Here is a 26529-nt window from a genome sequence, read left to right as displayed (position 1 = left end):
CGCCACGCTGGTCGTCGGGCCGAGCTGGTTTCAGTCGGCGGGCTGGAGGGGTTGTGACGGCCAGTCCAGTAGGCGTGCGCCGAGCGCGGCGGTCTGCAGGATGTAGCGCTGGTCGGGGTCGGTGGGGTCGTGTCCGGTGAGCTGCCGGATGCGGCTGAGCCGGTAGGCGACCGTCCGCACGCTCATCCCCAGGCGGCGGGCGGTGGCGGTGTTCAGGCAGCCGCTGGCGAAGTAGGCGGTGAGGGTGTTCAGGAGCGGCTGCGGGCCGCCGCGAGCTTGTTCCAGCCCGCCGAGGACGGTGGCCACCAGGTCGGTGATGGCTGCGCGGTCCCGGCCTAGGACTTGGAAGACCAGGACGTCCGCGGCGTGGACGAGTGAGGCGGACAGACCGAGCTGGGTGGCGAGGGCGAGGGTGCTGCGCGCTTCCTGGTAGGAGCGGACGATGCCGCCGGGGCCCCGCCGGGGCCGGCTGATGGCGATCTGGTGCTGGTCGCCGACCGCGTTGCCCACGGCGGTGGCGAAGGCTTCGGGAACGTCGGGTCTCGTGCCGCGGGACACACACACCACAAGGCCGTCCTTGGCGGTGGTCAGGACCTCGCGCGCGGCAAACCGGGTGGTCAGCGCGTCCTCGACGTAGCAAGTGGCGGGATCGCCCGCGCCGAAGGCGCTCGTGGCCCGTGCGACGGCGACGGTGTGCGGGCCGAGCAGCCGGAACCCGAATCGTTCGGCGCGCTCGGCCAGCCGGCCGAGGCTGGTGCGCCCCTCCAAGAGGTCGTCGACGAACTCCCGCCGCGTCGCCTCCTCTCCCCGGATGGCTGCCCGGTGGGCCGTCTCGTATCCCTCGGTCAGCGCAACCGTCGCATCGGCGACCGCCCGCAGGAGGGCGGACACCACGGGTGTCACGCCCTCGTGGTCCTCCGCCCGGCGGGTGTCGGGCAGGTCCTCCCACACCCGGCAGGCGGAGTCGAGGTACTCGGAGACCAGAGCCGTGAGGGCGGTGCCGCGGCCCGCCGCGGTAGCAGCCACCTCCCGCAACCCCTCAAGTTCGTGTTCACCCAGCCGCTCCCTGCTGGCGGAGATGCTGGCAAGCCGCTTCAGGTAGGGGGCCAGAGCACTGGCATCCGGGGGCTCGCTTCCCACGGGAGCTGCGACGGCCGGCACCGTGGCATCGGCTGCGCTGTCGGCGGCGTTCTGGCCGTTATTTCGCCTCGGCATAGGGCCATTTTGCAGTGGGTCGGCAAAAAAGGGCTATACGAGACGGCCTTACTTGAGCACTGTGAGCAAGCATCCGGCCGGGAGGCGAGGGTAATCCGTGAGTAAAACGCCCAGTCAGGAACCGTGTGAGAACAAGGGGGTACCGTGCCGTGCCCCGAAGCCAGCCCCTGACTCCGGTCCGGAGGTTCGTCCAGGTCCTCTTGGTCGCGCTCGCCTGTCTCCTCGCCGCGCCTGCCGTAAGCGTGGCGCAGGCACCGAGTGTGCTGGTCACTCGGGTCGACGGCACCATCACTCCCGTTGTCGCCGATCACCTGAAGGAGGGGCTTCGCCTCGCCGAGCGTGAGCGGCACGCGGCCTATGTGATCGAGATGGACACCCCTGGCGGGCTGCTGCAGTCCACCCGGGAGATCGTGCAGGACTTTCTCGCGTCCGACGTCCCGGTCGTCGCGTACGTGACCCCGTCCGGTGCTCGCGCGGCGTCGGCGGGCGCGTACATCGCGATGTCCGCGCACGTCGCGGCCATGGCGCCCGGGACCCACATCGGGGCCGGCACACCCGTGACCGGTCAGGGCGAAGAAGCCAGCGACAAGGTCGTCAACGACGCCGTCGCATTCGCCGTGTCCATCGCCGAGCAACGGGGCCGCAGCACGGACTTCGCCCGGGACATGGTGCGCGAAGGTGCGGCCGTCTCCGACCGGGAGGCCGTGCGCACCGATGTGGTCGATCTCGTGGCGCCGTCACGCGAGGCCCTGCTCGCCGAGTTGGACGGCCGCCGGGTCGTAGTGGGTCCGGAGGGGAGCGAGCACGAAGTCGTTCTGCACACCGCGGGTGCCCGGACGGTGGAGCACGATCTCGGCTTCTTCGGCGAGGTCCGGCAGCTGCTGGCCAGCCCGGAGCTGGCGTTCCTCTTCCTCTCGATCGGGACTCTGGCCGTGATCTACGAGCTGGCGAACCCCGGGATGGGATTCGCCGGGGCCATTGGGGTCGTCCTGCTCGTGCTCGGGTTCGTCGCCCTGAGCGTGCTCCCCTTCCACGTCGGCGGCCTGCTCCTGCTGTTCCTGGCCGCAGCCCTGTTCGCCGCCGAAGTGCTCACGCCCGGAGTCGGTGTGTTCGCCGCGGGCGGGACGGTGGCCCTGGTGTTCTCCGGGATCCTGCTCTTCCGCGGTGAGCTGGGCGTGGACCCAGCCGTGCTGTGGCCGACCGCCGTGGTAGTCGGCGGCGGCTCGGTGCTCGCCGGTCGGCTGGCCTGGCGGGCTCGGCGGGCCCCGGCGACGACCGGACACGAAGGTCTGCTGGGCCGCGAGGCCGTCGTACGCCGGATGGACGGCGACACCGGCCAGGTACTGCTCGAAGGCGCGTGGTGGACCGTCCGCGGCCGTGCCGCGCCCGTCACCGCAGGACAACACGTCCGCGTCGTGGCCATCGACGGTCTGGAACTGATCGTCGACAGTGCCCAGGCCCGCGACGGTCCGCACACCGAACAGGAGGACGGATCATGAACTCAGGACTGCTCGGCATCATCATCGGCGCGGTCGTGCTGCTCATGCTGCTGATGGCCGCCGTGAAGATCGTGCCCGAGTACGAGCGCGGGGTGATCTTCCGCCTCGGACGGATCATCGGCGCCAAGGGGCCGGGGCTGTTCGTCATCATTCCCGTCGTCGACCGCATGGTCCGCGTCTCGCTGCGGACCGTGACGATGGACATTCCGCCGCAGGACGTGATCACGAAGGACAACGTCACGGTACGGGTCAACGCCGTGACGTACTTCAACGTCGTCGACCCCAACCGCTCGGTCGTGGCGATCGAGGACCACATCAAGGGCACCTCGCAGATCGCCCAGACGACGCTGCGCAGCATCCTCGGCCAGGTCGATCTCGACGAGCTGCTGATCAACCGGGACGAGATCAACCAGCGGCTGCAGCGCATCATCGACGACGTCACCAACCCGTGGGGCGTCAAGGTGACCCTCGTCGAGGTCAAGGACGTCGAACTGCCCGAGGCCATGCGGCGCGCGATGGCCCGCCAGGCCGAGGCCGAACGTGACCGGCGTGCCAAGGTCATCCACGCCAAGGGCGAGTACGAGGCGGCCGAGACCCTGGCGGACGCCGCGGACCGTCTCGAAGGCCATCCCGCGGCCCTTCACCTGCGGATCCTGTCCACGATGGCCGAGATCTCCGCCGAACGGAACTCCACCCTCATCTTCCCGCTGCCGATGGAGATCTTCCGTCTCGTCGACATGCTCCGACAGCCCCAGACCCCCGTCGGTGTGGAGAAGACGTAGCGCACTCGCATCCAGCCTGCGCGCTTCGGCGCGAACACTCGCTCACGGCTCGAGGTGGTGGACATGAACCCCGAGATGGACGACCGACGCATCCTCGCACAGCTCGAACGACGCCTTGCCCAGGACGATCCCGAACTGGCAGCGACCATGGACGCGCTCAACCAGCAGTTCCCCGACGACGCAGAAGCAGAGTCGGCCGACGGCCTCAAGGAAGGAGAGAAACAGCGCAACTGGTGGGTGACCGCCGCCACGGTGTTCGCCGTCATCTCATTCCTCGGCCTCTTCGTCACCGCGGTGTTGAACAGCAATGCCCACCGGTCCGACCAGGACCCAGTACCCCCGCGTGGGCCCGGTACGGGCACTCAGAGCGAGCGACGAACTCCGTCGAGCACACCGCCACGGCAACGGCTCCCGGGCTGCGGCACCGGACTTCGCCCCACCGATCCACCGATCCACCGAGAACCTATCCGGGAGGAATTACGTGCGCGCACGTGATCTCGCAGAGCCATACGTCTCGGTCAGCAAGGACGCCGATGCGATCGAGGCCGTGCGCCTGCTCGTGGAGCGGAATCTGCCCGGTCTGCTGGTGACGGATTCCGCGGGGCAGCCGTACGCGGCCCTGCCTGTCTGTGACGTGGTCAGGACACTGGTTCCGGGCTACGTCCAGGAAGACGGTGGACTGGCCCGGGTGATCGACGAGCGGCATGCCGATCACCTCTGCCGTGTCCTGCGAGGGCGTACGGTCGCCGACTGCCTCCCTGTGGAACGCCCGTTCCTGCCCACCGCCGCTCCCGACTGGACAGCCGTCGAGATCGCGGAGCTGATGGCCCGCAGCCGAAGCCCTCTCATCGCCGTGGTGAACCGGACCGACGAAGATCCGGGCCGCTTGCTCGGCGTGGTCACGGCCGCGCGCCTCCTCGAGCGTCTCCTCCAAGCTGTCTGACCACACCTGCCGACTCGACCACCACCCAAGACGCCCTCTCAAGACCCGTGCGAAAGGCAACCGACTGCATGCCCCACCGCAACAGCAGGCCCCGCACCTTCCTCGGCCGTCTCCCGCTGCCGGAGTACACCTTCGTGGCGAAGGCTCTGCGCACGGAGACCGTCGGTGGCATCCTGCTGCTCGCCGCGGCCGCGGTGGCGCTGCTGTGGGCGAACACACCGCTGAGACGCTCCTATGAGGAGGTACGGGACTTCCACTTCGGTATTCCGGCACTGGGCCTGGATCTCTCCGTTGCCCACTGGACTGCAGACGGGCTGCTGGCGATCTTCTTCTTCGTCGCCGGCGCCGAGCTGAAACGCGAGCTGGTGGTCGGAGAGCTACGCGACCCCAAGGCGGCGACCGTGCCGGTGGTCGCGGCAGTCAGCGGCATGGTCGTCCCCGCGCTCGTCTACGGCATCGTCGCGACGTCCATGGGCGGGACCTGGGACGGGTGGGCCGTCCCCATGGCCACCGACATCGCCTTCGCCCTGGGCGTGCTCGCGGTGATCGACACCCATCTGCCCTCCGCGCTGCGCGCCTTTCTGCTGACTCTTGCGATTGTCGACGACCTGGGCGCCATTCTCGTCATCGCTCTCTTCTACACGTCGACGATCAACGTGCCGGCCCTTGTCGGCGCGGTGGTCGGGCTCGCTCTGTTCTTCCACCTGCACGACCAGAGGCGGGTGCACGGCTGGTACTGGTACATCCCGCTGGCCTTGGTGATCTGGGGCCTGACCTACGCCAGCGGCGTCCACGCCACCGTGGCCGGAGTCGCCATGGGGCTGCTGCTGCGTGTGGCGAAGGACGGAGAGGCGGGCCGCCGGCCGGCCGAGCACATCGCCCACCTGGTCCGGCCGGTCTCCGCAGGAGTGGCCGTCCCGCTCTTTGCCCTGTTCGCGGCCGGAGTGAGCGTATCCGGCGACACGCTGGGAACCGTGGTCACCAACCCGGAGCCACTCGGCGTGGCACTGGGGCTCGCGGCGGGAAAGGTGCTGGGTATCTTCGGCGGCACGTACCTGGCCATCCGCTTCACCCGCGCACAGCTCGGCCCTGGCCTTGCGCTGGCGGACGTGTTCGCCTTGGCCATGCTCGCCGGAATCGGCTTCACCGTCTCGCTGCTCATCGGCGAACTGGCCTACCCCAACCAGGCGGACCAGGAGCACATCAAGGCCGCCGTCCTCCTCGGATCACTGGCCGCGGCGCTCCTGGCGTGCGTCCTGCTGAGAGCGCGAAACAACCAGTACCGACGGCTGTACGAGGCGGAGACGGCCGACGTGGACGCCGACGGCATCCCGGACATCTACCAGTCCGACACCGCATGGGAACAGCAGCGCAACCCGGCCCCGAAGCGCTCGAACCCAGACCGCCCCCACCGAAGCGGCGGCCCCGACGACACACCCGACGAGGGATGAATCGCCATGCCCCCGAACGCCACATCCTCGGTCACAGGCCCTCACCAGCCAGGACCGTCCACGGCGAGGCGCCAGGCCAAGTCGGTCGCGCAGCAGTCGCCGTGGCACACCAGCTCGTCTGGACCGCATCCGACTCGGGCCGGCAGGAGACAGTGATGAACAACTCGCTACGGATCGGACGGATTCTCGGGGTGCCCCTCAGCATCCACTGGACGGTACCTCTTCTGGTCTTCCTCTTCGGCTACAGCCTGGGCAGCCAGACGCTCCCGGCCTGGCTCCCGGGACAGTCGACGACCGCCTACACCGTCGCCGGACTCACCGGCGCCCTGCTGCTCCTGCTCAGCCTGCTGGCGCACGAGACAGCGCACGCCCTCACGGCCCGACGCAACGACATCCCCGTCCACAGCGTCACCCTCTGGGCGCTCGGCGGCATGACCCACATGGATAAACCGCCCGCACCCGGCGCGGCCTTCCTCGTCGCAGTGAGCGGACCGCTCACCAGCCTGGTGGTCGGGGGAGCGGCGCTCGGCGCCGGGGCAGGGCTGGGCGCGGGCCTGGGCTGGGAGGTGCCCGCCGCCGTCATGGTGTGGCTCGGATGGGCCAACCTTCTCCTGGCAGTTTTCAACCTCCTCCCCGCTGCACCGCTCGACGGCGGGCGGGTGGTGCAGGCCATGATGTGGTGGCGTACCGGAGACCGTGAGCGGGCCGAACGCGCAGCCGGCCGCAGCGGACAGATCCTCGGCATCCTGCTGATCGCCCTCGGATGGATCGCGTTCCTGGGCGGCTCGTGGAGCGGGCTGTGGCTGGCCCTCATCGGCTTCTTCATCATCATCGTCGCCAAGGCCGAGCGACAGCAGGCATCCCTGGTCACCGCTCTGAGCGGGGTGCGAGCCGCTGACGCCATGTCCAGCCCCGTGCAGACCGCGCCCGACTGGACCACTGTGCAGCGTTTCCTCGACGGACCGGCGATGAACGCCCGCCACTCGACACTGCCGCTGCTCGACTTCGAGGGGCACCCCAGCGGCCTGCTTCACCTGCCACGCCTCGCAACGATCCCCGCAGCCCAGCGGGAAACGCTGCGCCTGCGCGACGCAGGAACCCCTCTGTCCAAGTGCACGACCTGCGCACCTGACGACCTCCTGGAGGACGTCATCAAAAAGCTCCGTCCGCGCAGCGGCCTGCCGATCCTCGTCATGGACGGCCGGCAACTCACCGGCATCATCACAGCACGCGACATCATCCACCTCGCCCAGCGCCGCCAGTTGCACAGGAACGGGTCCGAATGAACACCGCCCGGCGTACCGCCCGTACAGAACACGCGTCCCAAGATTTTGTCCGGAACGAGACGTGCGCCCTTGAACCTTGGGTAAGCCGACGACTCCGCCCGCGTCTCCCACGAACCTCTCGGACACTGCCGCAACACTGCCGGGTCCGAGGGGGACGGGGAAGCACGGGCCCCATGACAGTCCGATGAGGAGGTCACCGTGGCCGCCGAATCCAGTCCCATCCCCGCACCCCGCCGCCTTCCCGTAGCGCTGACCACGGACGGAGAGGCTGCCACCCTGGTCTTCAGCGGCGCTCTGGAGGCACGGATGGTCCGCCCGCTGGAGGAACAGCTCGTCGATCCCCGTCTGCGCCACGCCCGCAGATGGGAGCTGGAGATGAGCGAACTTGCCCAGATGGACCTGGCGTGCGCCTACGCACTGCTCCGGGCAGCCACCACGTTGCCGGTGCCGGCCGAGCTCCACATCCGCGGGGCGCGCCGCGCTGTGCGGCGGACCCTGCACGCAGCCGGCCTCGACGCGGTCGCCACCCTCGAGGAGTGACCAGCGCGAGCCGCGCGACTGGACCGCCCTCTGCCGTGTGCGGTGGGCAAGCGGCAACACCAGTCCCTGGTTATGCCACCTGCTCCTCGACGGAGTCGAAGGCAAGTCGCGACTGCTGTGACCAGCCGACGGAGGGCGGCAGGTCGCACTGCCGCCACGGCTGCCGTCACCGGCGACCAGGCAGCGCCACCATCGGCCCAGGCGCTCTTCCAGCAACACCTCTGAACGACGCCCAGGCCGGCGGGCCCGCGCGCGGGCGCGTGCGACAAGCTGGAACCGGTGCGTCAGAATTTTCACGAAGGCAGGCTTCCAACCCCCGCGTGTAAGGGGCCTTCAGTGCTCGATGTGCCGTTCTGGCTATGGGCGGCGTTCGCCGTCACCGTGGTTGTGTCGCTGGCCGTGGACCTGCTGTCGCACCGAGAGGCGCATGTTATCGGGTTCAAGGAAGCCGCCGCCTGGAGCGGGGTGTGGGTCGGGCTTGCCGTTGTCTTCGGCGGGGTCGTCTTCCTGGTTCTGGGCGGAACACCAGGGGTCGAGTACACCACCGCGTGGCTGCTGGAGAAGAGCCTGTCGGTCGACAACCTGTTCGTCTTCGCGCTGATCTTCGCCTACTTCAAGGTGCCGCGCGCCTACCAGCACCGGGTGCTGTTCTACGGCGTCATGGGCGCGCTGGTGTTCCGAGGCATCTTCCTGGCCGCCGGACTGGCCGTGGTCAGCCGGTTCACCGCAGTGCTGTTCGCCTTCGCCGTTGTCCTCTTCTACAGCACCTACAAGATCCTCAAGGAGGAAGAGGACAGTTTCGACCCGGGTAAGAGCATTGCCGTGCGGCTGCTGCGCAAGGTCATGCCTGTTCGGGACGAGTACGCAGGGATGAAGTTCTTCGTCAGAGAAACCGGCAAACGGGTCGCCACCCCGCTGCTCGCGGTCGTCGCCGCGGTTGAGGCAGCCGACCTGATCTTCGCCGTGGACAGCGTGCCCGCCGTCCTGGCGATCAGCGACGACCCCTTCATCGTCTACACCAGCAACGCGTTCGCCATCCTCGGCCTGCGCGCCCTGTACTTCCTACTCGCCGGTCTGCTCGACCGATTCCACTATCTCAGCACGGGCCTTGCGCTGATCCTCTCCTTCATCGGCGTGAAGCTGATCCTCCAGGCATCCCACAAACTGTTCAGCAGCAGCATCCCGGAGATCCCGTCACCGGTCAGCTTGGCGGTTATCGTCGCGGTTCTGGCCGGGTCCGTAGCGCTGAGCATTCGGTATCCCCGCCCCATCGCCCAGGACAAGGCTTCCTTGGCCCGCCGGGACGAGAACGGCGTTGCCTCCGCCTCGCCTGGTGATCACCCCCCGGCACAGGGAACACAGGACACACGCGACCCACCGCAAGACAGATGACCTGCCTGCGTCCCCCGGTGCAGCACCGGTGCGTTACCGGTGGGGTCAGGCACCCTGTTGCGAGGCAGAATCCTGTTCTGCAGCGGAGCACACCGGGCACAGAAATTTGCGGGCCCGGCGCTCGTGAGTCGCCTTGCCCATGCCGGTCAGATGCCGGATCTCCTTGCCCTGCTCACTCACATGCTCCGAGCACAGTGCGGCACCGCAAGAGGCACACACCGCCGAAGCCGGTGTCGTACGGTCCAGGGCGAGGCATTCATAGCACTGCATGACCACTCCTGGACAGCCCTACGCCATCGATGACGGGGTTTCTCAACAGCCGATTGGGAAACCTGCCATGCTCGCTCACGAAGGCCATAAGGCGGCGAAAATGACTGTGATCGTAGGCAGGCGATCTCTGAGTGTTCCTTTTCGTCTGCCGTCCGGCACGCTTGGTATCGATACTGTGGTCTCTCCTGCAGAATGGTGACCTTGAGATTCCAGAATGGTGATCTTGAGATTCGAGGTGGCGGTGGACCGGGAAACGGGCAGAACCACCGATCGCGGGCGGTCGGCACTACGTGGGTAGACCAGCACCTCGTCGCAAAAACCGATCCACCTGACGGCAGGGTCCTCGCCGCCGTGGTAGACGCCCGTGAGCGGAACAACTCCACTACCAGACGGTGTGCGGCTGCCCTGGCGCAGACGCCAGCGCTCATGTGGGAGACACGAAACGCCCGGCGCTGACCAGAGGTGCCAAGGATGCGGAACCTGTTGCCCGCTCCGGCCATGCGCTGGGGCAGCCGCGGCTTTCGGCGGCTCACGTCAGGCTACGACGGCGCCGATCTCTCCGCATCCCGGCATCGCCGGGGGGAAGCGGAACCGCGCCGCGGGCCTGCTGGCCGCCGAGGGCATCGGCGGCAGCGACTCCGCCGACGTGATGACCATCCGCACCGAATACCCGTACCAGACACTCGACCTGGTCCCGGAGGGCGCCGAACGGCCGGCCTATTGTCTGTGGGCCGCGTACGTGCCCGAGGACGCCGAGCAGCGTACCTGTCACGCCTACGGCCTGCTTATGATCGAGAAGCCCGGGATTCCCGGCGCCCTCCATCTGGCCTGGCCGCTCATCAGGCGCTTCACCGAGCGTGTCTTCGCCGAGGACCGCATGGCCGTCGAAGCCGAACAGCGGGCCTGGGAAGAACAGGGTCGAGGACCGCAATCACGAGATCTTCCCCCTGATCCTGGACGTCCGCGAGGTGCTGCGCTCCAACGGCGTCCCGCTCCGTCCCCAGGCTGCCGCGTGCGGCGCCGACCCGTCGTCCGACGGCCTGGCGCCCGACCACCACCCCATAGGATCGGTCGGCCCCGAAGGACCGAAGTCCTCAACTGAGCTGCCGGGCAGGTGAATACGGTGAACGCCGATCGGCGCCGAACCGCTGGCCTTGGGCCCTTCGGCGGACGTGTGGTTTTGATCACCTTCCGCGGGACTCCCCCGGCGGCCGTTGGCCCCGCCGCCGTCCCCGCCCGCCGAGGTGACCATGCGCCTGCTTCTCGTCCATCCCAGCGCCCTGCATGTACTCGGAAACCTCCCTGCGTCTGGAGCCGATGGGCCTGGAGAGGGTGGCCGGTGCGGCTCGCGAGGTGAGGATCGTGGACCTGCAGGTGACCGGTAGAAAGGAATTGGTTCGTGAGTTCTGCTCGTTCCGCCCCCACGCTCTCGGCGTGTCCCCGAACTACCTGGCCAACATCCCCGAGGCGATCGGCCTCGCCCACGCGGGGAGCCCGTGTGATCTTCAGGTTGCTGGGTAGTAGGAATCTTTCCAGCGGCGCAGTCGGCAGGTGGGAAGCGATCCGTTTCATGGGCGCCCGGATACCGCTCTGCGGTGAGCACCCCGATGGCAGCACCTCCACGCTAGCGGCTGCCGCTACGCCGGTATAGCGTTGTGATTCAGCAGTCGTGGTTCCGAAGTCCCGTTCGCCCGTGATCGCAATCACGGGCGTTCTTGCTGTTCAGCGCCTCTCCGGACCAGGGCGATCACCTCCCGGGCACGCAGGGTGCGAGCCCGGTTTTCCCCTCGAAGGAGACAGTCATGGCCAAGGGCACAGTCAAGTGGTTCAACAGCGAGAAGGGCTTCGGCTTCATCGAGCAGGAGGGCGGCGGCCCCGACGTCTTCGCCCACTACTCCAACATCGCCAGCCAGGGCTACCGCGAGCTGCAGGAAGGCCAGAAGGTGGAGTTCGACGTCACCCAGGGCCAGAAGGGCCCGCAGGCGGAGAACATCCGCCCCGCCTGATCCCGCAGCCTCGGTAAGGTCCGGCTTCCCTTTCGGGGGCCGGGCCTTTTCCTTGCGGACGGGCCACTATGGCGGCAATCCGACCGGCGTCCTGACATATGCGAGGTGTCCCGATGAGCCATCGACGGCAGCAGCGCGGTACGGGTGCGCTGGGATGGGGACAGGGTGGGAGAACGGTGCCTGCCACAGGCGCACAGAGGCGGACCGAGTAGTGAGCGTGCGGGAGTTCCGGGGGAGGAGTTCGGCCAGCGCGGCAGCGTACTCCTCCGCCCGAGCCAGCTGCGCGCGTCGGCAGCGGCGGTGGGGTCGAATCCGGGCGGGCTGTCCTTGAGGCCCAGGCCCAGACCCAGAGCGGCCAACTTCGTGTTGACCTCGTCGATGGACTTCGCACCGAAGCTACGGATGTCCATAAGGTCGGCCTCGGAACGAGCCAGGAGCTCACCCATGGAGTGGACGCCCTCACGCTTGAGGCAGTTGTACGAGCGGACGGTGAGCTCAAGCTCCTCGATCGGCAGGGCGAGATCGGCGGCAAGGGCGGCGTCCGTCGGGGACGGATGTTCTCCCTGCTGGTCGTGGCAGGGGACGGCACATTGGTCACTTCCGACGGGCCGTGATCCCTGAGCGAAGGGAGCCTCGCCTGGGTGCCCCACGGCTCCACACGCGGCCTGGTCGCGGGCAGGCGGGGCATGTCGTACCTGACCGGCGTCGGCCCGGCATGCGCGTCCAGTCCGCCGGACGCGGCCGGGATCGGGGGTCCTCCGGCTGACCGCAGCCCTGAACCGCCATCACGGTGGTACGGCACCGGCGTCGTCGTACACAAGAAGGCCGTCGCCACGAAGGCGCACGCCTGGTGTCGGAGTGTGAGGCGTGAGGCGCCCGTCGTGCATCAGGTGGTGCACGAGCATGCCGCGGGCCAGGACGGCGAAGTCAGCGATGAGGCGCCGGTGGCATCGCCACCACACCGCCTCGCTGCACATCACCGCGGTGCGCTGGTCAACCGCTTGACGCATGACCCCGTCCATCGCGGTGACGAAATCCGGACTGCGGGTATGAGCGGCGTAGCCGCGAAACGACACGTTGCGCCATACCGTGTCGGGTGAGTCCGGCGGCGCTTTCCTGAAGCCGCCGAGGCGCTGCTCCCACCGGTATGCGATGCCCTCTTCGGGCAACCACTGGGCCAAACGCTGCCGTGAAAGATCCGGGTCACGGCGGCTGCCGGGAGCGGTCCTGACGTCTACGACGGCGGCAATGCCGGCTTCCCGGAGGAGCCCTGCCAGCATGCCCCGCTCCGCGGTGCTGTGGCCGAACGTGACCAGCTCAAGACGAGGCGCTCGGATCCCGTCGGGAGGGTCGCTCTGGTCGAGGTCCATACATCGAGTGCAGCAGCTCCCGGCCCCGACGGCACCGCCGGGCTTCCACTCTTCTTGGCTGTGACGGTCAATGAGACAGGACGGTCAGGGCGAGGAGCTCACTGCGGGATCGCGTCGCTGCGCAACAAACGAACGAAGCCAGCTGGTTCTGCCGCCGAGTGCTGACAGCGCCTGACAGTGACCAGGTGGTACCGCCGCGTCGTGCATCTCGACAGTGCCTACGTCGAGGTCGCTCTGTCGAGCGCCCGGACGTCACCGGAGTGGTCTCCGTCGGGCAGCACCCGGCGATCAGGGAGCCGGACCTGACCGTGACTTCGGCGTCCGGCTCGGCCGAAGGGTGGTCTTCGAGCCGGTCAGGCCCGAGGACTTCCGCACCTCCGTCGTGCCCCTGCTCGGGGAGGGCCCCGCCGCCGACGTCGCGGAAGCCTACGAGGCCGTGGGCATGCTCCCGGGCCGCTCGAACGCTCCGCCCAGAAGCTGCTGGCCATCACCCCGCGGACCACGAGCCAGGGCCTGGCCGACATTGGCCTGTGACCGGCCGATAGAGCCCGCCGCAGTGCATGCCGAATGCACTGCGGCGGCGGTGGTTGCCGACTGCCCCGCCCGGCAGCGGATGCCGGCAGGAGGTCGGCACGCTCCCTCGCCGCGAGAGCCGTCGGGCCGCGGGAAACGGTGATCTTTTCCGGTGTCGGATCGGGCACTGCCTAACGCTGACCGGAGGGCCCCTTCGTCTTCGACGGCTTGGCTTTGGCGGTTGGATTGCCGTGGCCTTTTCCGCTCATGTTCGCCTTCGTCGGCGACGAGGAGGCGGCCGAGTGTGCTGAGTCCGTGAGCTGGGCGCAGTAGGCCGCCACGTGCTGTTCGCCGCCTGCGGCCTCGACGAGACGCTGCCATGCCGTGGCGTCCAGGGCGTGGCCACGGTTCTTGATCTTGTCGTAGGCGCGGCAGTGCGCCTTGATGTTCTTCGCCGTGCCGGAGTGCCCGGGTGCGGAGTGTGTGGTGGGTGCTGTGCTGGGCTCGGCGGGAGGAGCGGTCCGTTCGCGGGGCGTGTGTACCGGCGATGTCGGCGGCCGGGGAGTGCTGTGGCTGGTGCCGGGATCAGGAGTGTCGTGCCGCCGCGTGTCCACCACACCGATGGAGGCGAAGGCGATGCCACCCAGCAGCATGCTCGCCACGACGGCGATCGCTCCGCCGCGAGCCCAGTGCTGCTTCCGCGTTGGCGGGCACCAGTCGTCGCGGCGCCGGGTGCGCAGGGCACTGTCGCCCGCCGAACGTGCGCTTCGGAACGCGGCTACAGCGGCCTGTTCCGCGCTGTCGTCCACGCGCTGTTGTCGCAGGGCCGCACCGATCCGTTCAGCTGTCCTGTCGAGGGCAGACGGGTCGTCAAAGTCGGTCGCGGGGCTCGGGCCCGAAGGTGCTCCGAGAGGCGGGGTGGCCTCGCGTCGCCGGGCCTCGCCGCTCAACCGGTCATCCCCGTTTCGATCCGTGCTCATGTCGGTTCCCCCAGCGTCCGCGCGACACCATGTGTCACATCGTCAGGGCCGAGCAGATGGGCCAGACTCTTCGCACCGCGGCGGGCCAGAATACGTACGACAGCGCGGGGCCTGCCCATCACCCGGGCGGCCGTGGGCTCGTCCAGGCGTACAGCATGGCGGAGGAGGAGTGCCTCGGCCTGGGCGCGGGGCAGCCGGGCGACCAGGGCCTGGGCCGTCTCGGCGGACAGCGTCGCTCCGGGCAGGCTGTGGGCGGTGTGGTCCTCGGCCGGTGGTGTCCAGGAGCTTCCCAGCGAGCCGGGCGATGCCCCACGGCGCCGGAGGTCGCCGCGCGCGTGGCGCCGGGCGATACTCGCCGTCCAGCCGCGGAAACCCTGCCCGTCGCCGCGAAACCGTGGCAGCTCACGGGCGATCTCCCGCCAGGCAGCGGCGGCGATGTCCTCGGCACCCTCACCCACGATCCCGCGCAGGTAGCCGAGCAGACCCGGGTGGACCAGCCGGTACAGCGCGCTGAATGCGGCCTCATCGCCATCCTGGGCACGAACGACCGCCGTGCCCAGCGCAGGATCGTCGGCCGACACGCGCTGAAATCGGTGGCAACTCCACACAACCAACGGACACCGATTACGGACGCCGACGCAGGGGGAGCGAGTGGGATGGTGCCCCTTTCATTCCGCCCTGTTGCCGGTCACGCGTGCACGGCAGACCCGTCACGGGCGAAACGAGCCTGTCCCTGCACGCTGGTGCCCGCGTGCCTCCCCCCCAGAGGGCGGGCCAGGTGACCCTCCCAACGGGTCACTCCCCCCAGCGCGTCATGCCCCTGGAGTGTCACGGGCAGCAACTGATGGTTGCGAGATCAACACGCCTGTGAAGGCGGGTACTTGTCGTCGTCACAAGTCCGCCATGAACGCTACTGCCGTCCCAGGGCAACCTCGCTCGGGGACATGCCGAGCAGGCTGGCCGGCGTCGCCCTGGTTCAGGCGGGGGCTTTCCACGAGCTCGTGGACGGCTGCGGCGATCGCCTACTGCTCGGCGGCGGCGCGCTTCCGACACCAAGCCGAGCACGGTCGCGAGTTCGGGGCCCTGGTGCAGGTCATCGGGCACTGCTTCCACCGGCCCGGGCGGGTGGCTCTTCTGCCGATGGAGCGACATGAGGCGGACCGGTAGCCAAGTCGACGGGGGGACTCCCTCGCAGCCACGCGTCTCCCTTGAACGCGGCTGACACATCTACCTGCGGGAACGTCGGGTCTCCGCTGCGGAACCTCCTCGACCGTATCCACACCCTTCGTCGCAGAGCTCTCGCGACCGCTGCCGCAGCTAGGATCTCAGCCGCACTGGTTATCCACACAGGTCGGCGGCCGGCCCGGCCGGGTGGTGCAGAGCCACGTCGGGGGCGGTGTAGGTGGCGGGGCCCAGCACGGGCACGGCCTCGTGGCGGGAAGCGTGGTCGGTGAAGTGGGCGATGCCGAAGTCCACGATCTTCAGGGTGCCGTCATCGGTGACCAGCAGATTGGCAGGCTTGACGTCGCGATGGACGATGCCCGCAGCGTGCGCCGCGGCCAGCGCGCGGCCAGCGCGCGGGCCGCCTGGGCGCCCGGGTCCGCGACCTTCTCCCCCAGAGTCGGGTGTGACATCTGCAGCGCGCCGGGCGCTGTAGCAGGTGGGCCGCGAGGGCGGCCCCCGTGAGGCCCGCTTTCCCCCCGTGAGCGGGTACTCGTGCAGGGGCAGGCAGGCGCACCCCCGTCGTCTGCCTGCCCCGCGCGTATTCCGCGCGACCGAGGCCCCGGCCCGCCTGTAGCCGGCGCCGGGCGGCCGGGACCGGATGTCTGCGCTTCTGTACGCTGGGCGCGCATCGGCTCAATTGTGTTCATAGCGCACAATTTCCGGCGTTGGATGATGCGGTGTCCTCGGGGAAGGATGGGCGTGCGCGTGCTTGTGGCGGATCGGTACCAGCTCGACGAACCGCTGGGGCGCGGCGCGATGGGTGAGGTCTGGCGCGCCACCGACCAGGTCCTCCACCGGCCGGTCGCGGTGAAGCTCCTGCACACCGACCAGCCGGAACAGGCCGCGGCCACCGACGCCGAACGCTTCCGCCTGGAGGCCCAGACCGCCGGCCGCCTCAACCACCCGAACTTGGTCGCCGTTTATGACTTCGGCTCCCACGACGGCCGGCTCTACCTGGTCATGGAGCTCATCGACGGCTGGACCCTCGCCCAGGAGAAATCCCTGCGAGGAACCCTGCCTCCGCAGGAAGCCGCCGATATCGCGGCACAGGCGGCGGCCGGCCTGGCCGCTGCCCACCGCCAGGGCGTGATCCACCGGGACATCAAGCCCGCCAACGTGATGCTGACCGCCGACCGCACCGTGAAGATCACCGACTTCGGAATCGCCCGCTTCACCGACGGAGCCGCCAGCACGCTGACCGCCACCGGGAAGATCATCGGCTCCGCCGCCTACCTGGCCCGCGAGCGCGCCCTGGGCCGCCCCGCCCAGCCCGCCTCGGATGTGTACTCGCTCGGCTGCGTGCTGTACGAACTGCTCACCGGCCGCCCCCCGTTCACCGGCGCTACCAGCCTGGCCGTGGTCCAGCAGCACGTCGACGCCGCACCGATCGCGCCCACCCAGCTGCGTGCCGAGATACCGGCGCCGCTCGCCGACTGCGTACTGCGCCTGCTGGCCAAGGACCCCGCTCAGCGCCCTACCGCCGATGAGGCCGCCGCCTGGCTGTCCAGCCCGGCGGAACCGCCCAGCCCGCCGCAGCAGGAGGCGTCCCCGCCCGGCCCGCCGCTGCCGCCGCCGCAGCTGCCCCGGACGGAAGGTCTCCCGGCGGTGGCGCGCCCACGTGCCGCCCGGCGCTCCGCCGTGTCCCCGAAAACCCTGCTCGCCCTTGGCGGGGTCATAGTGTTCGCCGCTTCGGCAGCCGTCGGCGCGGCACTGTCGTCGGACGACAGCGACGGCGCCTCCCCGCATCCCACCATCACAGCCCCGTCCACGACCTCCCCGCCGGCCACGGAGAAGCCCACGACTCCGCCTCCGTCGCCGACGTCCTCCGCACCGGTCGAGGACGACAGCCACGACGAGGAAGAGGCGAAGAAGGAGGCCGAGGAGCAGCGCAAGGCTGCCGAGGAGGAACGGAAGCGGCTAGAGGAAGAGCGCAAGAAGCAGGAAGAGGAGAAGAGAAAAGCCGCCGAGAAAGCACGCGAGGACGACTGACCCGCACAGCTGCGGCAAAAGTACCGCGCCGCCGGTCTTTTGCCGTGACATTCCCGGGCGTCTGCGCGCTGGAGTACGAGTGGGCGGGCCGAAACGGTAACGCCACCTGGCTGTGTGCGGGCGCGGACCCGGCCGAGGTCGCTCAGCGGGCGGGGAATAGGGTGGAGGTTCCCTGTCTCGGTACGCGAAGTGTCTCTATGACCGGCGCAGCGCAGCGTTCAGTACTGCTCGGTCTCCACGAAACCGGCGTCCGTGTCGTTGTTCGCGCCGAAGGCGTCGGCAGCGGCGGTGGGCTCGAATCCAGGCGGGCTGTCCTTGAGGCCCAGGCCCAGACCGGCCAACTTCGCCTTGACCTCGTCGATGGACTTCGCACCGAAGTTACGGATGTCCATAAGGTCGGCCTCAGAGCGCGCCAGGAGCTCGCCCACGGAGTGGACGCCCTCACGCTTGAGGCAGTTGTACGAGCGGACCGTGAGCTCCAGCTCCTCGATCGGCAGGGCGAGATCAGCGGCAAGGGCGGCATCCGTGGGGGACGGGCCCATGTCGATGCCCTCGGCGTCGACGTTCAGCTCGCGCGCCAGACCGAACAGCTCGACCAGGGTCTTACCGGCAGACGCCATCGCGTCACGCGGACGCATCGCCTGCTTGGTCTCGACGTCGACGATCAGCTTGTCGAAGTCGGTCCGCTGCTCGACACGCGTGGCCTCGACCTTGTACGTGACCTTCAGCACCGGCGAGTAGATCGAGTCGACCGGGATACGCCCGATCTCCTGACCCACCTGCTTGTTCTGCACGGCGGAGACGTAACCACGGCCACGCTCGACCGTCAGCTCCATCTCCAGCTTGCCCTTGCCGTTGAGCGTGGCCAGGACCAGGTCGGGGTTGTGCACCTCGACACCGGCCGGCGGCGCGATGTCGGCGGCGGTGACCAGACCCGGGCCCTGCTTGCGCAGGTACATCACGACCGGCTCGTCGTGCTCCGAGGAGACGACCAGCTGCTTGATGTTGAGGATCAGGTCGGTGACGTCCTCCTTGACGCCCGGCACGGTGGTGAACTCGTGCAGAACGCCGTCGACGCGGATGGACGTGACCGCCGCACCCGGGATCGACGACAGGAGCGTACGACGCAGGGAGTTGCCGAGGGTGTAGCCGAAGCCCGGCTCCAACGGCTCGATCACGAACCGCGAGCGGAAATCGTCGACGACCTCTTCGGTCAGAGACGGACGCTGAGCAATCAGCACGAGGTGTTGCTTCCAGTGGTTTGGCGCCCCTTATGTGACGCCGTAGACACGACGAAGGGTACGGGCACCCGAGCCGGTCGGCCGCTGACCGCCCGCACGGAGTGGGAGTGGTTCTGTCGCAACGATTGTCGACGGGTCTGGGCAGCAGTTAGCGATCTTGGGGCCCGGAGATGTCCATGAGAACCGGCAACGCTGTGGGTGTGCGGTGCGGACCGGGAGCACGTTTCGTGACCAATATCGGCCAGTTGCCGATTCCCAGGATGATCTGGTTTATCCAGGACAGTCTGATGGTGTTCGAGTACTGAGCTGCCGGAGATCGGAAATGGTGCATCCTCCCGAGGAGGGCCACGCGTGTGTCGGTGACGGTTGCTTGCGGACGGTTGAGCAGGCCAGGGACGTGGCCCGCGGGTTTTTGCTGGTGGCGGCGCCGGACGGCGGCAGTGCCGTGGACGCGGTGCTGCTGGTGGTGTCGGAACTGTTCGCCAACGCGGTGCAGCATGCCGGCGGAGTGACCGAGTTCCGTCTGGAAGCCGGACCGGGGACGGTGATGGTGGCGGTGCAGGACGCCAGCACGGCCCGCCGCGGCCCCTGCCCTGGGACGTTGGCGAGCCGGGAGGGTTCGGCTGGCAGCTGGTGCAGGACTTGTCGGACGATGTGCAGGTCCACGTCCATGCGACGGGAAAGACGGTGACGGCGATCGTGCCGTGTCCCACTGTCGTCTTGCCGCAAGGCTGGTGAGCCCACAAAGGGTCCGCGTCGCGGCCCATGGGCGACGCCAGTCCGCAGGCCGACGCGGTGCCCTCCTTTTCGTGTAGCGCCTTGGCGCCCTGCAGGTTGTGTTCCCATCAGAGAATCAACGTTGTTGCCGGGGCGCTGGGTGCACACAGTCGGGTTGGCCCTGGTTGGTGCTGCTGCGACGAGCTGCCCGGCCGGAGGCTCGGGTCGAGCATCCGGCCGGGCAGCAGGTCCCTACAAGGAGATCCTTACGGCGCTGTGGCCCTCACCGGTTGTGCGGTCGTGACCTTCACCGGTTCGGTGTCGGGTGCGCTATGCCGCTCGGCCCAGTTCTCAAGCGCAGTGCGGCAGGCGTGGTCGAGGTGGTGCAGCCCGGACAGGTCCACCTCGATCGGCCGGTCCTTCGGAAGGGCCTCCAGGCTGTCGAGTATCTTCGGCAGCCGCAGGAACGTCGCGTTGCCCGACAGGTACACCTGGATCGGCCCGGCGCCCTTGTCTATGACCTCCGTCTTCAGGTGCGATGCCTCCCAGGCGGTCTTGATCACCGCCAGGGCCAGACCGATGAGCACGCCCTCGAACATGTTCACGGCGACGATCGACACGGCGGTGACGACGAGGATCAGCGCCTCACCCTTGTGGCTCTGCCACAGTTCGGCGATCTGGCGGAACGGGATCAGCTTCCAGCCCGCGTGCACGAGGATGCCGGCGAGCGCGGGCAGGGGGATCAGCGCCAGCGCGGAGGGCAGCGCGGCGGCGAAGAGCAGCAGCCACACGCCGTGCAGCACACGCGACGCCTTGGTCTTCGCGCCCGCCTGGACGTTGGCGGAGCTGCGCACGATGACCGCGGTCATCGGCAGCGCACCCAGCAGACCGCACACCGTGTTGCCCGCGCCCTGGGCGATCATCTCCTTGTCGTACTGGGTGCGCGGACCGTTGTGCAGCCGGTCCACGGCCGCCGCGCTGAACAGCGACTCGGCAGAGGCGATCAGCGCGAACGCGATGATCGTGCCCCAGATGGCCGGGCTGGCCAGTTCACCCAAGGCTTCGGATCCGGGCGGCTGGATGACGCCGAGCAGACCCTCCACCTCGACCGTGGCAACCGGCAAGCTGAAGGCGAGCGAGGCGAGAGTGGCCAGCATCACCGCGGCGAGAGCGCCGGGAACGGCCTGCACCTTCTTCGGCATCTTCTTCCACAGCACGATGACGGCGATGGTGCCCGCGCCGATCGCGAGCGAGGTCAGCGCCTCGGTGCTGCCGAGCGCGTCGGCGAACGCCCCGGGCAGGCCCACGATCTTGCCGATACCGGTCTCGGGGGCCTTCAGGCCGGCTGCCGCGTAGATCTGCCCGGCGATGATCACCAGACCGATGCCGCAGAGCATGCCCTCGACGACGGAGACGGATATCGCCCGAAACCAGCGGCCTACCTTGAGGAAGCCCATGGCGAGCTGGAGCAGACCAGCCATCAGCACGATCACACCGAGCGCGGCCACGCCGAACTCGCTGACCGCTTCGAAGACCAGCACGGTCAGACCCGCGGCCGGCCCCGACACCTGAAGACTGCTGCCGGGCAGAAAGCCGGTGACCAGGCCGCCTACGATGCCGGTGACCAGGCCCAGCTCCGCGGGGACACCCGAGGCGACCGCCACCCCGACGCACAACGGTACAGCGACCAGGAAGACGACGATGGAGGCGGCGAAGTCCTGCTTGAGGTAAGGGAACTTCGACATCACAGTCAGCACCCTCACAGCGCCTCGAACGTGTCGGTCTCCGCGCGGTGTTCGCGCACGGCTCCGGTGTGCACCTCGTAGTACCAGCCGTGCAGCCGGAGTTGGTCCGCCTGCAGGCGCTGCTCGATGCAGGGGTAGGAGCGCAGCCGCAGCAGCTGCGTCAGGACGTGGTTCTGCACGGCCTCGGCGACGGTCGGGTCGGCGGGGTCGGAGCACTTGGGCTCGTCGGCGGCGTGCGTGAGCCAGTCGCGTACGGCGGGTACGGCGTTCAGGTCGTCGCCGCGCACCAGCGCGCCGACGGCGCCGCAGTGGGAGTGGCCGCAGACCACGATGTCGCGGACGCCGAGCACTTCGACGGCGTATTCGATGGTGGCCGCCTCGCTGGTGGGGTGCTCGGAGGCGTAGGGCGGAACGATGTTGCCCGCGGTGCGAAGCTCGAAGAGCTGACCGGGGCGGGCGCCGGTGATCAGGGCCGGTACGACCCGGGAGTCGGCGCAGGTGATGAACAGGACCTCGGGCGACTGGCCTTTGGCGAGGCCGGCGAACTCCTCAGGGCGCTGTCCGAACGTGCGGGCGTTGTCGATGAGGGGTTGCATGGTGTGGTGACTCCTCCTGGCGCGCCAGTGGGGGGCGCGTCGGACTGACAGGACAGGGGTGGGTGTACTGCTCTGCTGCTCAGCAGCGGAACACCTGAAGTGCCGCCGGGGAGTGGGCTGTCGACGATCTCGACGTGCGGTGGTGCGCGGTGCGGGGTGAGCCTGGCTCGCCCGCCTTCGAGGCTCCTTGCCTCCGGTGTGGACGGTGGGGTGCCTCGGGCGTGGAGTCCGCGGCGGTGCGGTGCCGGTCGCGGGTGCGCAGGGGACCGGTCGGGTCCCCGTGGTGGCCTGCATCCCGGCAGGTGACGATCTCGTCGCGCAGCGCATTCCCGGAGGGCTTGATTCCGGGCTGGCCCTTGGCCACGGCGTGACGGGCTGTATGCGCGGATGCGAAGGCTGCGGTGGGCGCGAAAAGTTGGAGACCGAGCAGGACGGCGGTGAGGATCGAAACCACGGTCCGGGAAGTCGTACCTCGGAACATGAGCCTCCCCCAGGCACTTCGCAGCCTTTAGAGCATGTCAACGCTTGGTCAATGTTTGACCAAGAAACACAATAGCCCTGCAAAATCATTTGCAGGGTTAACTCAGCGTTTCGACGTGAAGAGAGCCTGAAAGTGTGTCGTGGGTGACGTGAACTAGCCCTCGATGTGCTGAAGTTCGTCGCCTGGGGCCTGGTCACGAGCTCGACGAGCCGCTGGGTGTCCCGGGTCGGCGCCGCGAGCGGGAGACTGCCCAGATGTTCTCCCTGCGGTGGCAGCCCTTCAGTACGTCGCAGGTCGACGCCTTCTGGCAGGAAGTCCGGACTCGGGGGCGGAGGAGCGCCCAGCGAACGGAATCCGGCCCTACCGGATTCGTGATGGACTGGCCGAAATGACGGAACGAGCGCGCTACGGCTGAGGAGTCTTCCAGTCCAGGCGCTCGCGACCCAGCCGCACCATGGCTATCCACCCCACGGTGAAGGGCAAGCCGCCCAGGGCGAAAACTCCGAGGGTGGCCGTCCCGGACACCTCGAAGACCGCGCCCTCACTGTCGAAGAGCTGCGCGACGGTCTGAAGGAGAGATGGAACCCGACGCCGGCCGCGATGTCGCCACAGTGCCGCGCTGCAGGCAGTCGCCTTCTGCGCCGACTGCAGCAGGCTGGCCACCGCGAGCTACGACAACACCGTCGCGCTCTGGGACCTGAAGACGCAGGCCGCCCCACAGCCCGTTCGCCTGACTGGTCACACCGACCGGGTGAGCTCCGTGGTCTTCAGCCCGAACGGGTCGGTGCTCGTTTCCGGCAGCGCCGACGGCACCGCACGGCTATGGCGACTGGACGCGGAGGAAGTGGCCGCGGACGTCACAGCCACCGCATATCCACCACTGACCGACGAAGAACGGCGACAGTACCTTTCGGACGACACCGCCGGAACCGAATGAGTGATCCGGTCAGGCCCCCGGCGCGGGCCGTTGCGAGGCGGCGGAGGGGCCAGGCCGTGTCGATCAGAGCGGTCGGGATGCCCTGGCAGCCGCCGGACAGTCCGGCCTGGGACCATCCCCGCGGATGAGGGAGCGGGAGCAGGCGTCAAGTCAGTGGATATAACGCGTTGGCGCTGGTAGGTAGCCAACAGCCTGGCGAGGCACGCGCTGCGTGGGGCCCGCCGCCGAGCGTGCCCGAGCCTGACCTCGGTGCCGTCCTCGAGCCGTTCTACGTGGCCCCTGGAGACCGCCACAGAGCCTTTGGGGGCCTTGGCGAGCACTTCCTGCTCCGGCGGCAGCGGGACGCGTCAACTTGCAGGAGTTCGCGCTGCCCGTCCATCAGGCCCTGCCAGACCTTGTGCTGGCGGTGCCTGGCCGCCACTTGCCGACGTCCATCCCCGTGCACGGTGACGCCCGGCGTGACGACCGAGGGTCGCTCCGCTCGCGCATGAGCTCCCGCAGCGTGGCGTGGTGCTCGTACGCGGTGTCGGTGACGGCCTTCACGCTCGGCACATGGGCGCCAACGGCTGCACGGATCTCCACGAACGGGCCCTCAAGCGTGTTGCTTATGGATAAGACGCTGCCCGCGCGCCACGCTGGCCAGGTCACTCCATGGACTCTCCCGGCGGGCGGGAGCATGTTGGGTCCGGAGCAAGGAGGGGCAGGGAGGCCACGTGGATTCCGACAAGCAGATGGAAGCAGCGCTGACGAGTCTCTGGGCCTACTACGACGAACACGCGGCCCAGGCGCGCCAGCACGAGAACCTGCGGGCCACCGTGACGAGCACGCTCGCCGGGATTGCAGCCGCTGTGGTGACACTCGCCGGCGTGGGCGGACTGTCCAAGGCGGACATCCTCACCGGAGTGGTGGTGATCATCCTCAGCGTGCTTGGTTTCGCACTCAGCTTCAAGCACTACGAGCGCAATCGGATGCACACCGAGATCCTCGGCCAGATCCGAGGCAGGATCGATCAGCTACACGATCAGTCCGTGACCGGATGGGTAAGAACGGAAGCGTTGAGGGACGCGGGCAAGAAGGAGAACAAGAAGAAGTTCCCCAGGCTCAAGCGAATCCGGCTCCACATCCTCTGGTTGGGGCTTCCCATGGCAATCGGTCTGGTCGGCATCGCAGTGATCGTCTTCTCTGCGGTCGGGGTGGCTCCGCGATGACTCGGGACACGCTGACCCGCCTCAGCAGGCTAGTTGAGTCGCGTTAGCACTCCGCTGATGGGGCGTGATTTCTGCTCCTGTGTGTGCTCACCGCAGTCGTGAACCCCTCGTACTCAAGGGGAAGCGGATCGCCCGGCAGGAAGGCGGAGAGCAACCTGAGCACATAGCTCGCGCCGTTCGCCGAAGCGTCACCAGGACGGCAACACGAACCGTCCTAAGGGATACAGATCAGGGCCCCAGGGCATTGTCTTCGAGCCACGGGACGACGAGTCGCCCGGCTCGCGCTGGCCGAGCCGAACGACTCGCACCTGCTGCTGCATCCCCCGCCCTTTCCGTATGGCCCAAAGACACACCGCGTGCCCCCGTGCGCCCCCTCCTGATGCCTTCAATCAGGCATCCAACGCCGCTGAAGATGGTGAGATGCACGGATCAGGTCCGCCGGACTGGTGGATAGCTCTTGTCGTCGTCGCCGTCGTCCTGGGCATCATTGAACGGCTCCGGCCGCTCGGCCCCAATGAGTGCCGTCAGTGCAGAGGACGTGGTGGGTTCCATCAACGAGACGACTGGTACCAGTGTTCCGCCTGCAAGGGAACCGGAAAGATCCGGAAGTAGCAGACCGAACGGAGATCTACCGGAGCCTCGCCACTCCTACTTCTCCTACTGACCTTGAATGCGTGATGTCGTCATGGTGGCTGGCGTCGGAGGCCGGTGCCGGTGAGGCAGCCGTCGAGGCCGTCGTGGCGGTACTGGAGCTGGCGTAGGCCGCGTCGGACGGTAGTGATCAAGTCATCGGGGTCGGAGAAGGCACGGTTGGCCACGGTGGTGCGTCGCATGACGGACCACATGCCCTCGACCGGGTTGAGGTCGGGTGCATAGGGCGGCAGTTGGAAGACAGTGAGCCAGTCGCGGTCGGCGATGCAGCGGCGCATGTCGGCGGTGAGGTGGGTGTTGAGGTTGTCCCAGACCAGCACGATCGGGCCGCCAAGCTGCTGGTGTGCGGTCTGGATCAGGTCGCGGTAGTCCTTCCGGGAACAGCTAGACCGGTGGCCCGTCGCGGCCTCCTTCCGGATCGACGCCTCGGCGATCCGGCGGGCCTCGGCGTGGTCGTAGCCACATGCACCCGCTGCCGCTCCAGGCCCCAGTGGTTCTTGGCGTCTTCACCGCCCGGTACAGCGGCAGCGTGCCCTCCGTTAGCTCCACCGCTCGCCGTACGAAGTCCACCACCATCTCCGGGACGCCCTGCAGCTTCGGGAAACACCCCATGCGCTGATACGACTTCAGTATCAGCATCAGCAGCAGGGCCAGGAGATGTTTATCGCAGTTCGTGGCACCGAACGCCCACTCGACCTCATCCCGGCTCGGCGCGCAGAACAGATGCAGCTCATGCGCGGTGATCAGCCGCTTGAACCGCGGATACGCGGTCCGCTCGCGAGGTCACAATCCGCCCCGGCCCCAGATGACAAGCCCAACATCGCACCAACGAAGCCGAGGCGAACGGGTGACGGGCTGTGATCTCAGGGCTTCAAGATCATCCTGTGGCCTGTTGAGCTTATCTCGGCGGTACCCCCGTATGGCCAAAGAGTTACCGAAGTGACTCGTGCTACGTGCCGGAGCGGAAATGGCAACGACCCACCAGACCGTTTGCGCTTCGGTGTGCTGTGGACCACATTCAGGCAGGTCACGCGAGGCATTTCGGCAGAAGGCGAGGTGGGGGCCACCGGTCTGTGGCACGTCCGGTATACGGCGGCGTGTATGGCCAACAAACCACTAGCATAGGGCCTTTGACCTGCAGAAATCTGCCAGCAGGAGAGATCGGAATCGGTAAGCAGGGCAATGCGAGGCCCGAAAAGAGCAACGGTCAAACGCCGACAAGTACGCCCGCCGAGCGGAAACACCAGCGGCCGTTGTCACCAGCGTGTCCAGCGCCGGCTCCCCCTCGGCGTCCTATGTCCGGTCTTCCGGTAACGCGTACATACTGATCATCGGTCCTCGACCACAGTGATTGGTTCACCGCCGCCGACCTGACGGGCTCTATCGCGTTGCCGCCGGGACTCGGTTATCTCCTGTAATCAGATGTCAACCCGAACATCTGGCGATCTCCACCCGTCAACCCTGCGTGACCTGGGTGCACCAGTACTGAGGGA

At 68.2% G+C, this 26529-nt stretch carries 23 protein-coding genes and 3 pseudogenes; 14 read left to right on the top strand and 12 right to left on the bottom strand.

Annotated features, from left to right (window positions below; genetic code table 11):
• Nucleotides 1-30 precede the first annotated feature (30 nt).
• Complete coding sequence (locus CLM62_RS04020; RefSeq protein ID WP_095748473.1) at nt 31-1215, bottom strand: CdaR family transcriptional regulator; 1185 nt, start codon at nt 1213-1215, stop codon at nt 31-33.
• Between the two features lie 149 nt (nt 1216-1364).
• Between CLM62_RS04020 and CLM62_RS04015 the strand changes: the two genes are divergently transcribed.
• The 8 genes from CLM62_RS04015 (at nt 1365) to CLM62_RS03980 (ending at nt 9108) form a co-directional block, all read left to right on the top strand.
• Nucleotides 1365-2714, top strand: a complete 1350-nt coding sequence (locus CLM62_RS04015) for a nodulation protein NfeD (RefSeq protein ID WP_257003654.1) — start codon at nt 1365-1367, stop codon at nt 2712-2714.
• On the top strand, nt 2711-3496 hold the full coding sequence (locus CLM62_RS04010; protein ID WP_095748472.1) for a slipin family protein: 786 nt from the start codon (nt 2711-2713) through the stop codon (nt 3494-3496). Before CLM62_RS04015 ends, CLM62_RS04010 begins: the two co-directional genes overlap by 4 nt.
• Nucleotides 3497-3559: 63 nt before the next feature.
• Nucleotides 3560-3991: a DUF3040 domain-containing protein gene (locus tag CLM62_RS04005; protein ID WP_095748471.1), complete on the top strand. Its 432-nt coding sequence runs from the start codon at nt 3560-3562 to the stop codon at nt 3989-3991.
• Entirely contained in the window at nt 3978-4439 is a 462-nt protein-coding gene (locus tag CLM62_RS04000) for a CBS domain-containing protein (protein ID WP_095748470.1), read from the top strand. Before CLM62_RS04005 ends, CLM62_RS04000 begins: the two co-directional genes overlap by 14 nt.
• Before the next feature lie 68 nt (nt 4440-4507).
• Nucleotides 4508-5890 (top strand): Na+/H+ antiporter NhaA, encoded by a 1383-nt coding sequence (nhaA, locus tag CLM62_RS03995; protein ID WP_095748469.1) that lies wholly within the window; start codon nt 4508-4510, stop codon nt 5888-5890.
• 155 nt (nt 5891-6045) lie between these two features.
• Nucleotides 6046-7176, top strand: coding sequence for a site-2 protease family protein (locus CLM62_RS03990; RefSeq protein ID WP_095748468.1), 1131 nt, complete (start codon nt 6046-6048; stop codon nt 7174-7176).
• A gap of 198 nt (nt 7177-7374) precedes the next feature.
• On the top strand, nt 7375-7716 hold the full coding sequence (locus CLM62_RS03985) for an STAS domain-containing protein (protein WP_095748467.1): 342 nt from the start codon (nt 7375-7377) through the stop codon (nt 7714-7716).
• Between the two features lie 336 nt (nt 7717-8052).
• A complete protein-coding gene (locus CLM62_RS03980; RefSeq protein ID WP_095748466.1) occupies nt 8053-9108 on the top strand; it encodes a TerC family protein in 1056 nt (351 codons plus the stop codon).
• Nucleotides 9109-9153: 45 nt separating this feature from the next.
• Here the strand turns inward: CLM62_RS03980 and CLM62_RS52900 are convergent, their stop codons facing one another.
• Nucleotides 9154-9378, bottom strand: a complete 225-nt coding sequence (locus CLM62_RS52900; RefSeq protein WP_095748465.1) for a DUF2180 family protein — start codon at nt 9376-9378, stop codon at nt 9154-9156.
• A gap of 577 nt (nt 9379-9955) precedes the next feature.
• On the opposite strand from CLM62_RS52900, the pseudogene CLM62_RS03970 reads away from it, so the two are divergent.
• The 3 genes and pseudogenes from CLM62_RS03970 to CLM62_RS03960 all read left to right on the top strand — a co-directional run.
• A pseudogene (locus tag CLM62_RS03970) lies at nt 9956-10496 on the top strand (aromatic ring-hydroxylating dioxygenase subunit alpha); the annotation flags it as partial.
• Between the two features lie 132 nt (nt 10497-10628).
• Nucleotides 10629-10860 (top strand): annotated as a pseudogene (locus CLM62_RS03965) (hopanoid C-3 methylase HpnR); the annotation flags it as partial.
• 320 nt (nt 10861-11180) lie between these two features.
• Nucleotides 11181-11384: a cold-shock protein gene (locus CLM62_RS03960; RefSeq protein ID WP_014670069.1), complete on the top strand. Its 204-nt coding sequence runs from the start codon at nt 11181-11183 to the stop codon at nt 11382-11384.
• 284 nt (nt 11385-11668) lie between these two features.
• Here CLM62_RS03960 and CLM62_RS03955 read toward each other — a convergent pair.
• The 5 genes and pseudogenes from CLM62_RS03955 to CLM62_RS51030 form a co-directional block, all read right to left on the bottom strand.
• Nucleotides 11669-11938, bottom strand: a pseudogene (locus CLM62_RS03955) (DNA-directed RNA polymerase subunit alpha C-terminal domain-containing protein); the annotation flags it as partial.
• 231 nt (nt 11939-12169) lie between these two features.
• Entirely contained in the window at nt 12170-12754 is a 585-nt protein-coding gene (locus CLM62_RS03950) for a DUF488 family protein (protein ID WP_095748464.1), read from the bottom strand.
• Between the two features lie 704 nt (nt 12755-13458).
• Nucleotides 13459-14247, bottom strand: coding sequence for a hypothetical protein (locus CLM62_RS03945; protein WP_143658923.1), 789 nt, complete (start codon nt 14245-14247; stop codon nt 13459-13461).
• A complete protein-coding gene (locus tag CLM62_RS03940; protein WP_257003653.1) occupies nt 14244-14828 on the bottom strand; it encodes an RNA polymerase sigma factor in 585 nt (194 codons plus the stop codon). The genes CLM62_RS03945 and CLM62_RS03940 overlap by 4 nt, the downstream gene beginning before the upstream one ends.
• Nucleotides 14829-15585: 757 nt before the next feature.
• Nucleotides 15586-15810 (bottom strand): protein kinase, encoded by a 225-nt coding sequence (locus CLM62_RS51030; protein ID WP_143658921.1) that lies wholly within the window; start codon nt 15808-15810, stop codon nt 15586-15588.
• Between the two features lie 366 nt (nt 15811-16176).
• On the opposite strand from CLM62_RS51030, the gene CLM62_RS03930 reads away from it, so the two are divergent.
• The gene (locus CLM62_RS03930) at nt 16177-17460 is read left to right on the top strand and encodes a serine/threonine-protein kinase (RefSeq protein ID WP_257003652.1); all 1284 of its coding nucleotides are present in this window, start codon (nt 16177-16179) and stop codon (nt 17458-17460) included.
• Between the two features lie 218 nt (nt 17461-17678).
• On the opposite strand, the gene CLM62_RS03925 is transcribed toward CLM62_RS03930, so the two are convergent.
• The 3 genes from CLM62_RS03925 to CLM62_RS03910 all read right to left on the bottom strand — a co-directional run bounded on the left by CLM62_RS03925 (nt 17679) and on the right by CLM62_RS03910 (nt 21759).
• Nucleotides 17679-18701 (bottom strand): DNA-directed RNA polymerase subunit alpha, encoded by a 1023-nt coding sequence (locus tag CLM62_RS03925; protein ID WP_095748460.1) that lies wholly within the window; start codon nt 18699-18701, stop codon nt 17679-17681.
• 983 nt (nt 18702-19684) lie between these two features.
• The gene (locus tag CLM62_RS03915; RefSeq protein ID WP_095748512.1) at nt 19685-21163 is read right to left on the bottom strand and encodes a SulP family inorganic anion transporter; all 1479 of its coding nucleotides are present in this window, start codon (nt 21161-21163) and stop codon (nt 19685-19687) included.
• A gap of 14 nt (nt 21164-21177) precedes the next feature.
• Nucleotides 21178-21759 carry a carbonic anhydrase gene (locus tag CLM62_RS03910; RefSeq protein WP_095748458.1) on the bottom strand — a complete coding sequence of 194 codons (582 nt, stop codon included), beginning with the start codon at nt 21757-21759 and terminating at the stop codon, nt 21178-21180.
• 1100 nt (nt 21760-22859) lie between these two features.
• Between CLM62_RS03910 and CLM62_RS03895 the strand changes: the two genes are divergently transcribed.
• A complete protein-coding gene (locus CLM62_RS03895; RefSeq protein ID WP_095748456.1) occupies nt 22860-23177 on the top strand; it encodes a WD40 repeat domain-containing protein in 318 nt (105 codons plus the stop codon).
• 713 nt (nt 23178-23890) lie between these two features.
• Nucleotides 23891-24385 carry a hypothetical protein gene (locus CLM62_RS03885; RefSeq protein WP_095748454.1) on the top strand — a complete coding sequence of 165 codons (495 nt, stop codon included), beginning with the start codon at nt 23891-23893 and terminating at the stop codon, nt 24383-24385.
• Nucleotides 24386-25068: 683 nt separating this feature from the next.
• Here the strand turns inward: CLM62_RS03885 and CLM62_RS03880 are convergent.
• Together CLM62_RS03880 and CLM62_RS52895 are read right to left on the bottom strand one after the other, a co-directional pair.
• The gene (locus CLM62_RS03880; protein WP_373559104.1) at nt 25069-25392 is read right to left on the bottom strand and encodes a transposase; all 324 of its coding nucleotides are present in this window, start codon (nt 25390-25392) and stop codon (nt 25069-25071) included.
• Nucleotides 25393-25420: 28 nt separating this feature from the next.
• Nucleotides 25421-25759, bottom strand: coding sequence for a DUF4158 domain-containing protein (locus CLM62_RS52895; protein ID WP_373559103.1), 339 nt, complete (start codon nt 25757-25759; stop codon nt 25421-25423).
• Nucleotides 25760-26529 lie beyond the last annotated feature (770 nt).

Origin of the sequence: Streptomyces sp. SA15, from assembly GCF_002291145.1 — a bacterium.
GTDB lineage: Bacteria > Actinomycetota > Actinomycetes > Streptomycetales > Streptomycetaceae > Streptomyces.
The sequence above is the reverse complement of the archived record's forward strand: the minus strand, read 5'-3'. Positions and strand labels throughout refer to the sequence as shown.

What these genes read in the sequence shown, in the direction of transcription:
- CLM62_RS04020 (WP_095748473.1), bottom strand. Translation starts at nt 1,215, where the DNA reads ATGCCGAGGCGAAATAACGGCCAGAACGCCGCCGACAGCGCAGCCGAT.
- CLM62_RS04010 (WP_095748472.1), top strand. Translation starts at nt 2,711, where the DNA reads ATGAACTCAGGACTGCTCGGCATCATCATCGGCGCGGTCGTGCTGCTC.
- CLM62_RS04005 (WP_095748471.1), top strand. Translation starts at nt 3,560, where the DNA reads ATGAACCCCGAGATGGACGACCGACGCATCCTCGCACAGCTCGAACGA.
- nhaA (WP_095748469.1), top strand. Translation starts at nt 4,508, where the DNA reads ATGCCCCACCGCAACAGCAGGCCCCGCACCTTCCTCGGCCGTCTCCCG.
- CLM62_RS03990 (WP_095748468.1), top strand. Translation starts at nt 6,046, where the DNA reads ATGAACAACTCGCTACGGATCGGACGGATTCTCGGGGTGCCCCTCAGC.
- CLM62_RS52900 (WP_095748465.1), bottom strand. Translation starts at nt 9,378, where the DNA reads ATGCAGTGCTATGAATGCCTCGCCCTGGACCGTACGACACCGGCTTCG.
- CLM62_RS03960 (WP_014670069.1), top strand. Translation starts at nt 11,181, where the DNA reads ATGGCCAAGGGCACAGTCAAGTGGTTCAACAGCGAGAAGGGCTTCGGC.
- CLM62_RS03950 (WP_095748464.1), bottom strand. Translation starts at nt 12,754, where the DNA reads ATGGACCTCGACCAGAGCGACCCTCCCGACGGGATCCGAGCGCCTCGT.
- CLM62_RS03945 (WP_143658923.1), bottom strand. Translation starts at nt 14,247, where the DNA reads ATGAGCACGGATCGAAACGGGGATGACCGGTTGAGCGGCGAGGCCCGG.
- CLM62_RS03915 (WP_095748512.1), bottom strand. Translation starts at nt 21,163, where the DNA reads ATGTCGAAGTTCCCTTACCTCAAGCAGGACTTCGCCGCCTCCATCGTC.
- CLM62_RS03910 (WP_095748458.1), bottom strand. Translation starts at nt 21,759, where the DNA reads ATGCAACCCCTCATCGACAACGCCCGCACGTTCGGACAGCGCCCTGAG.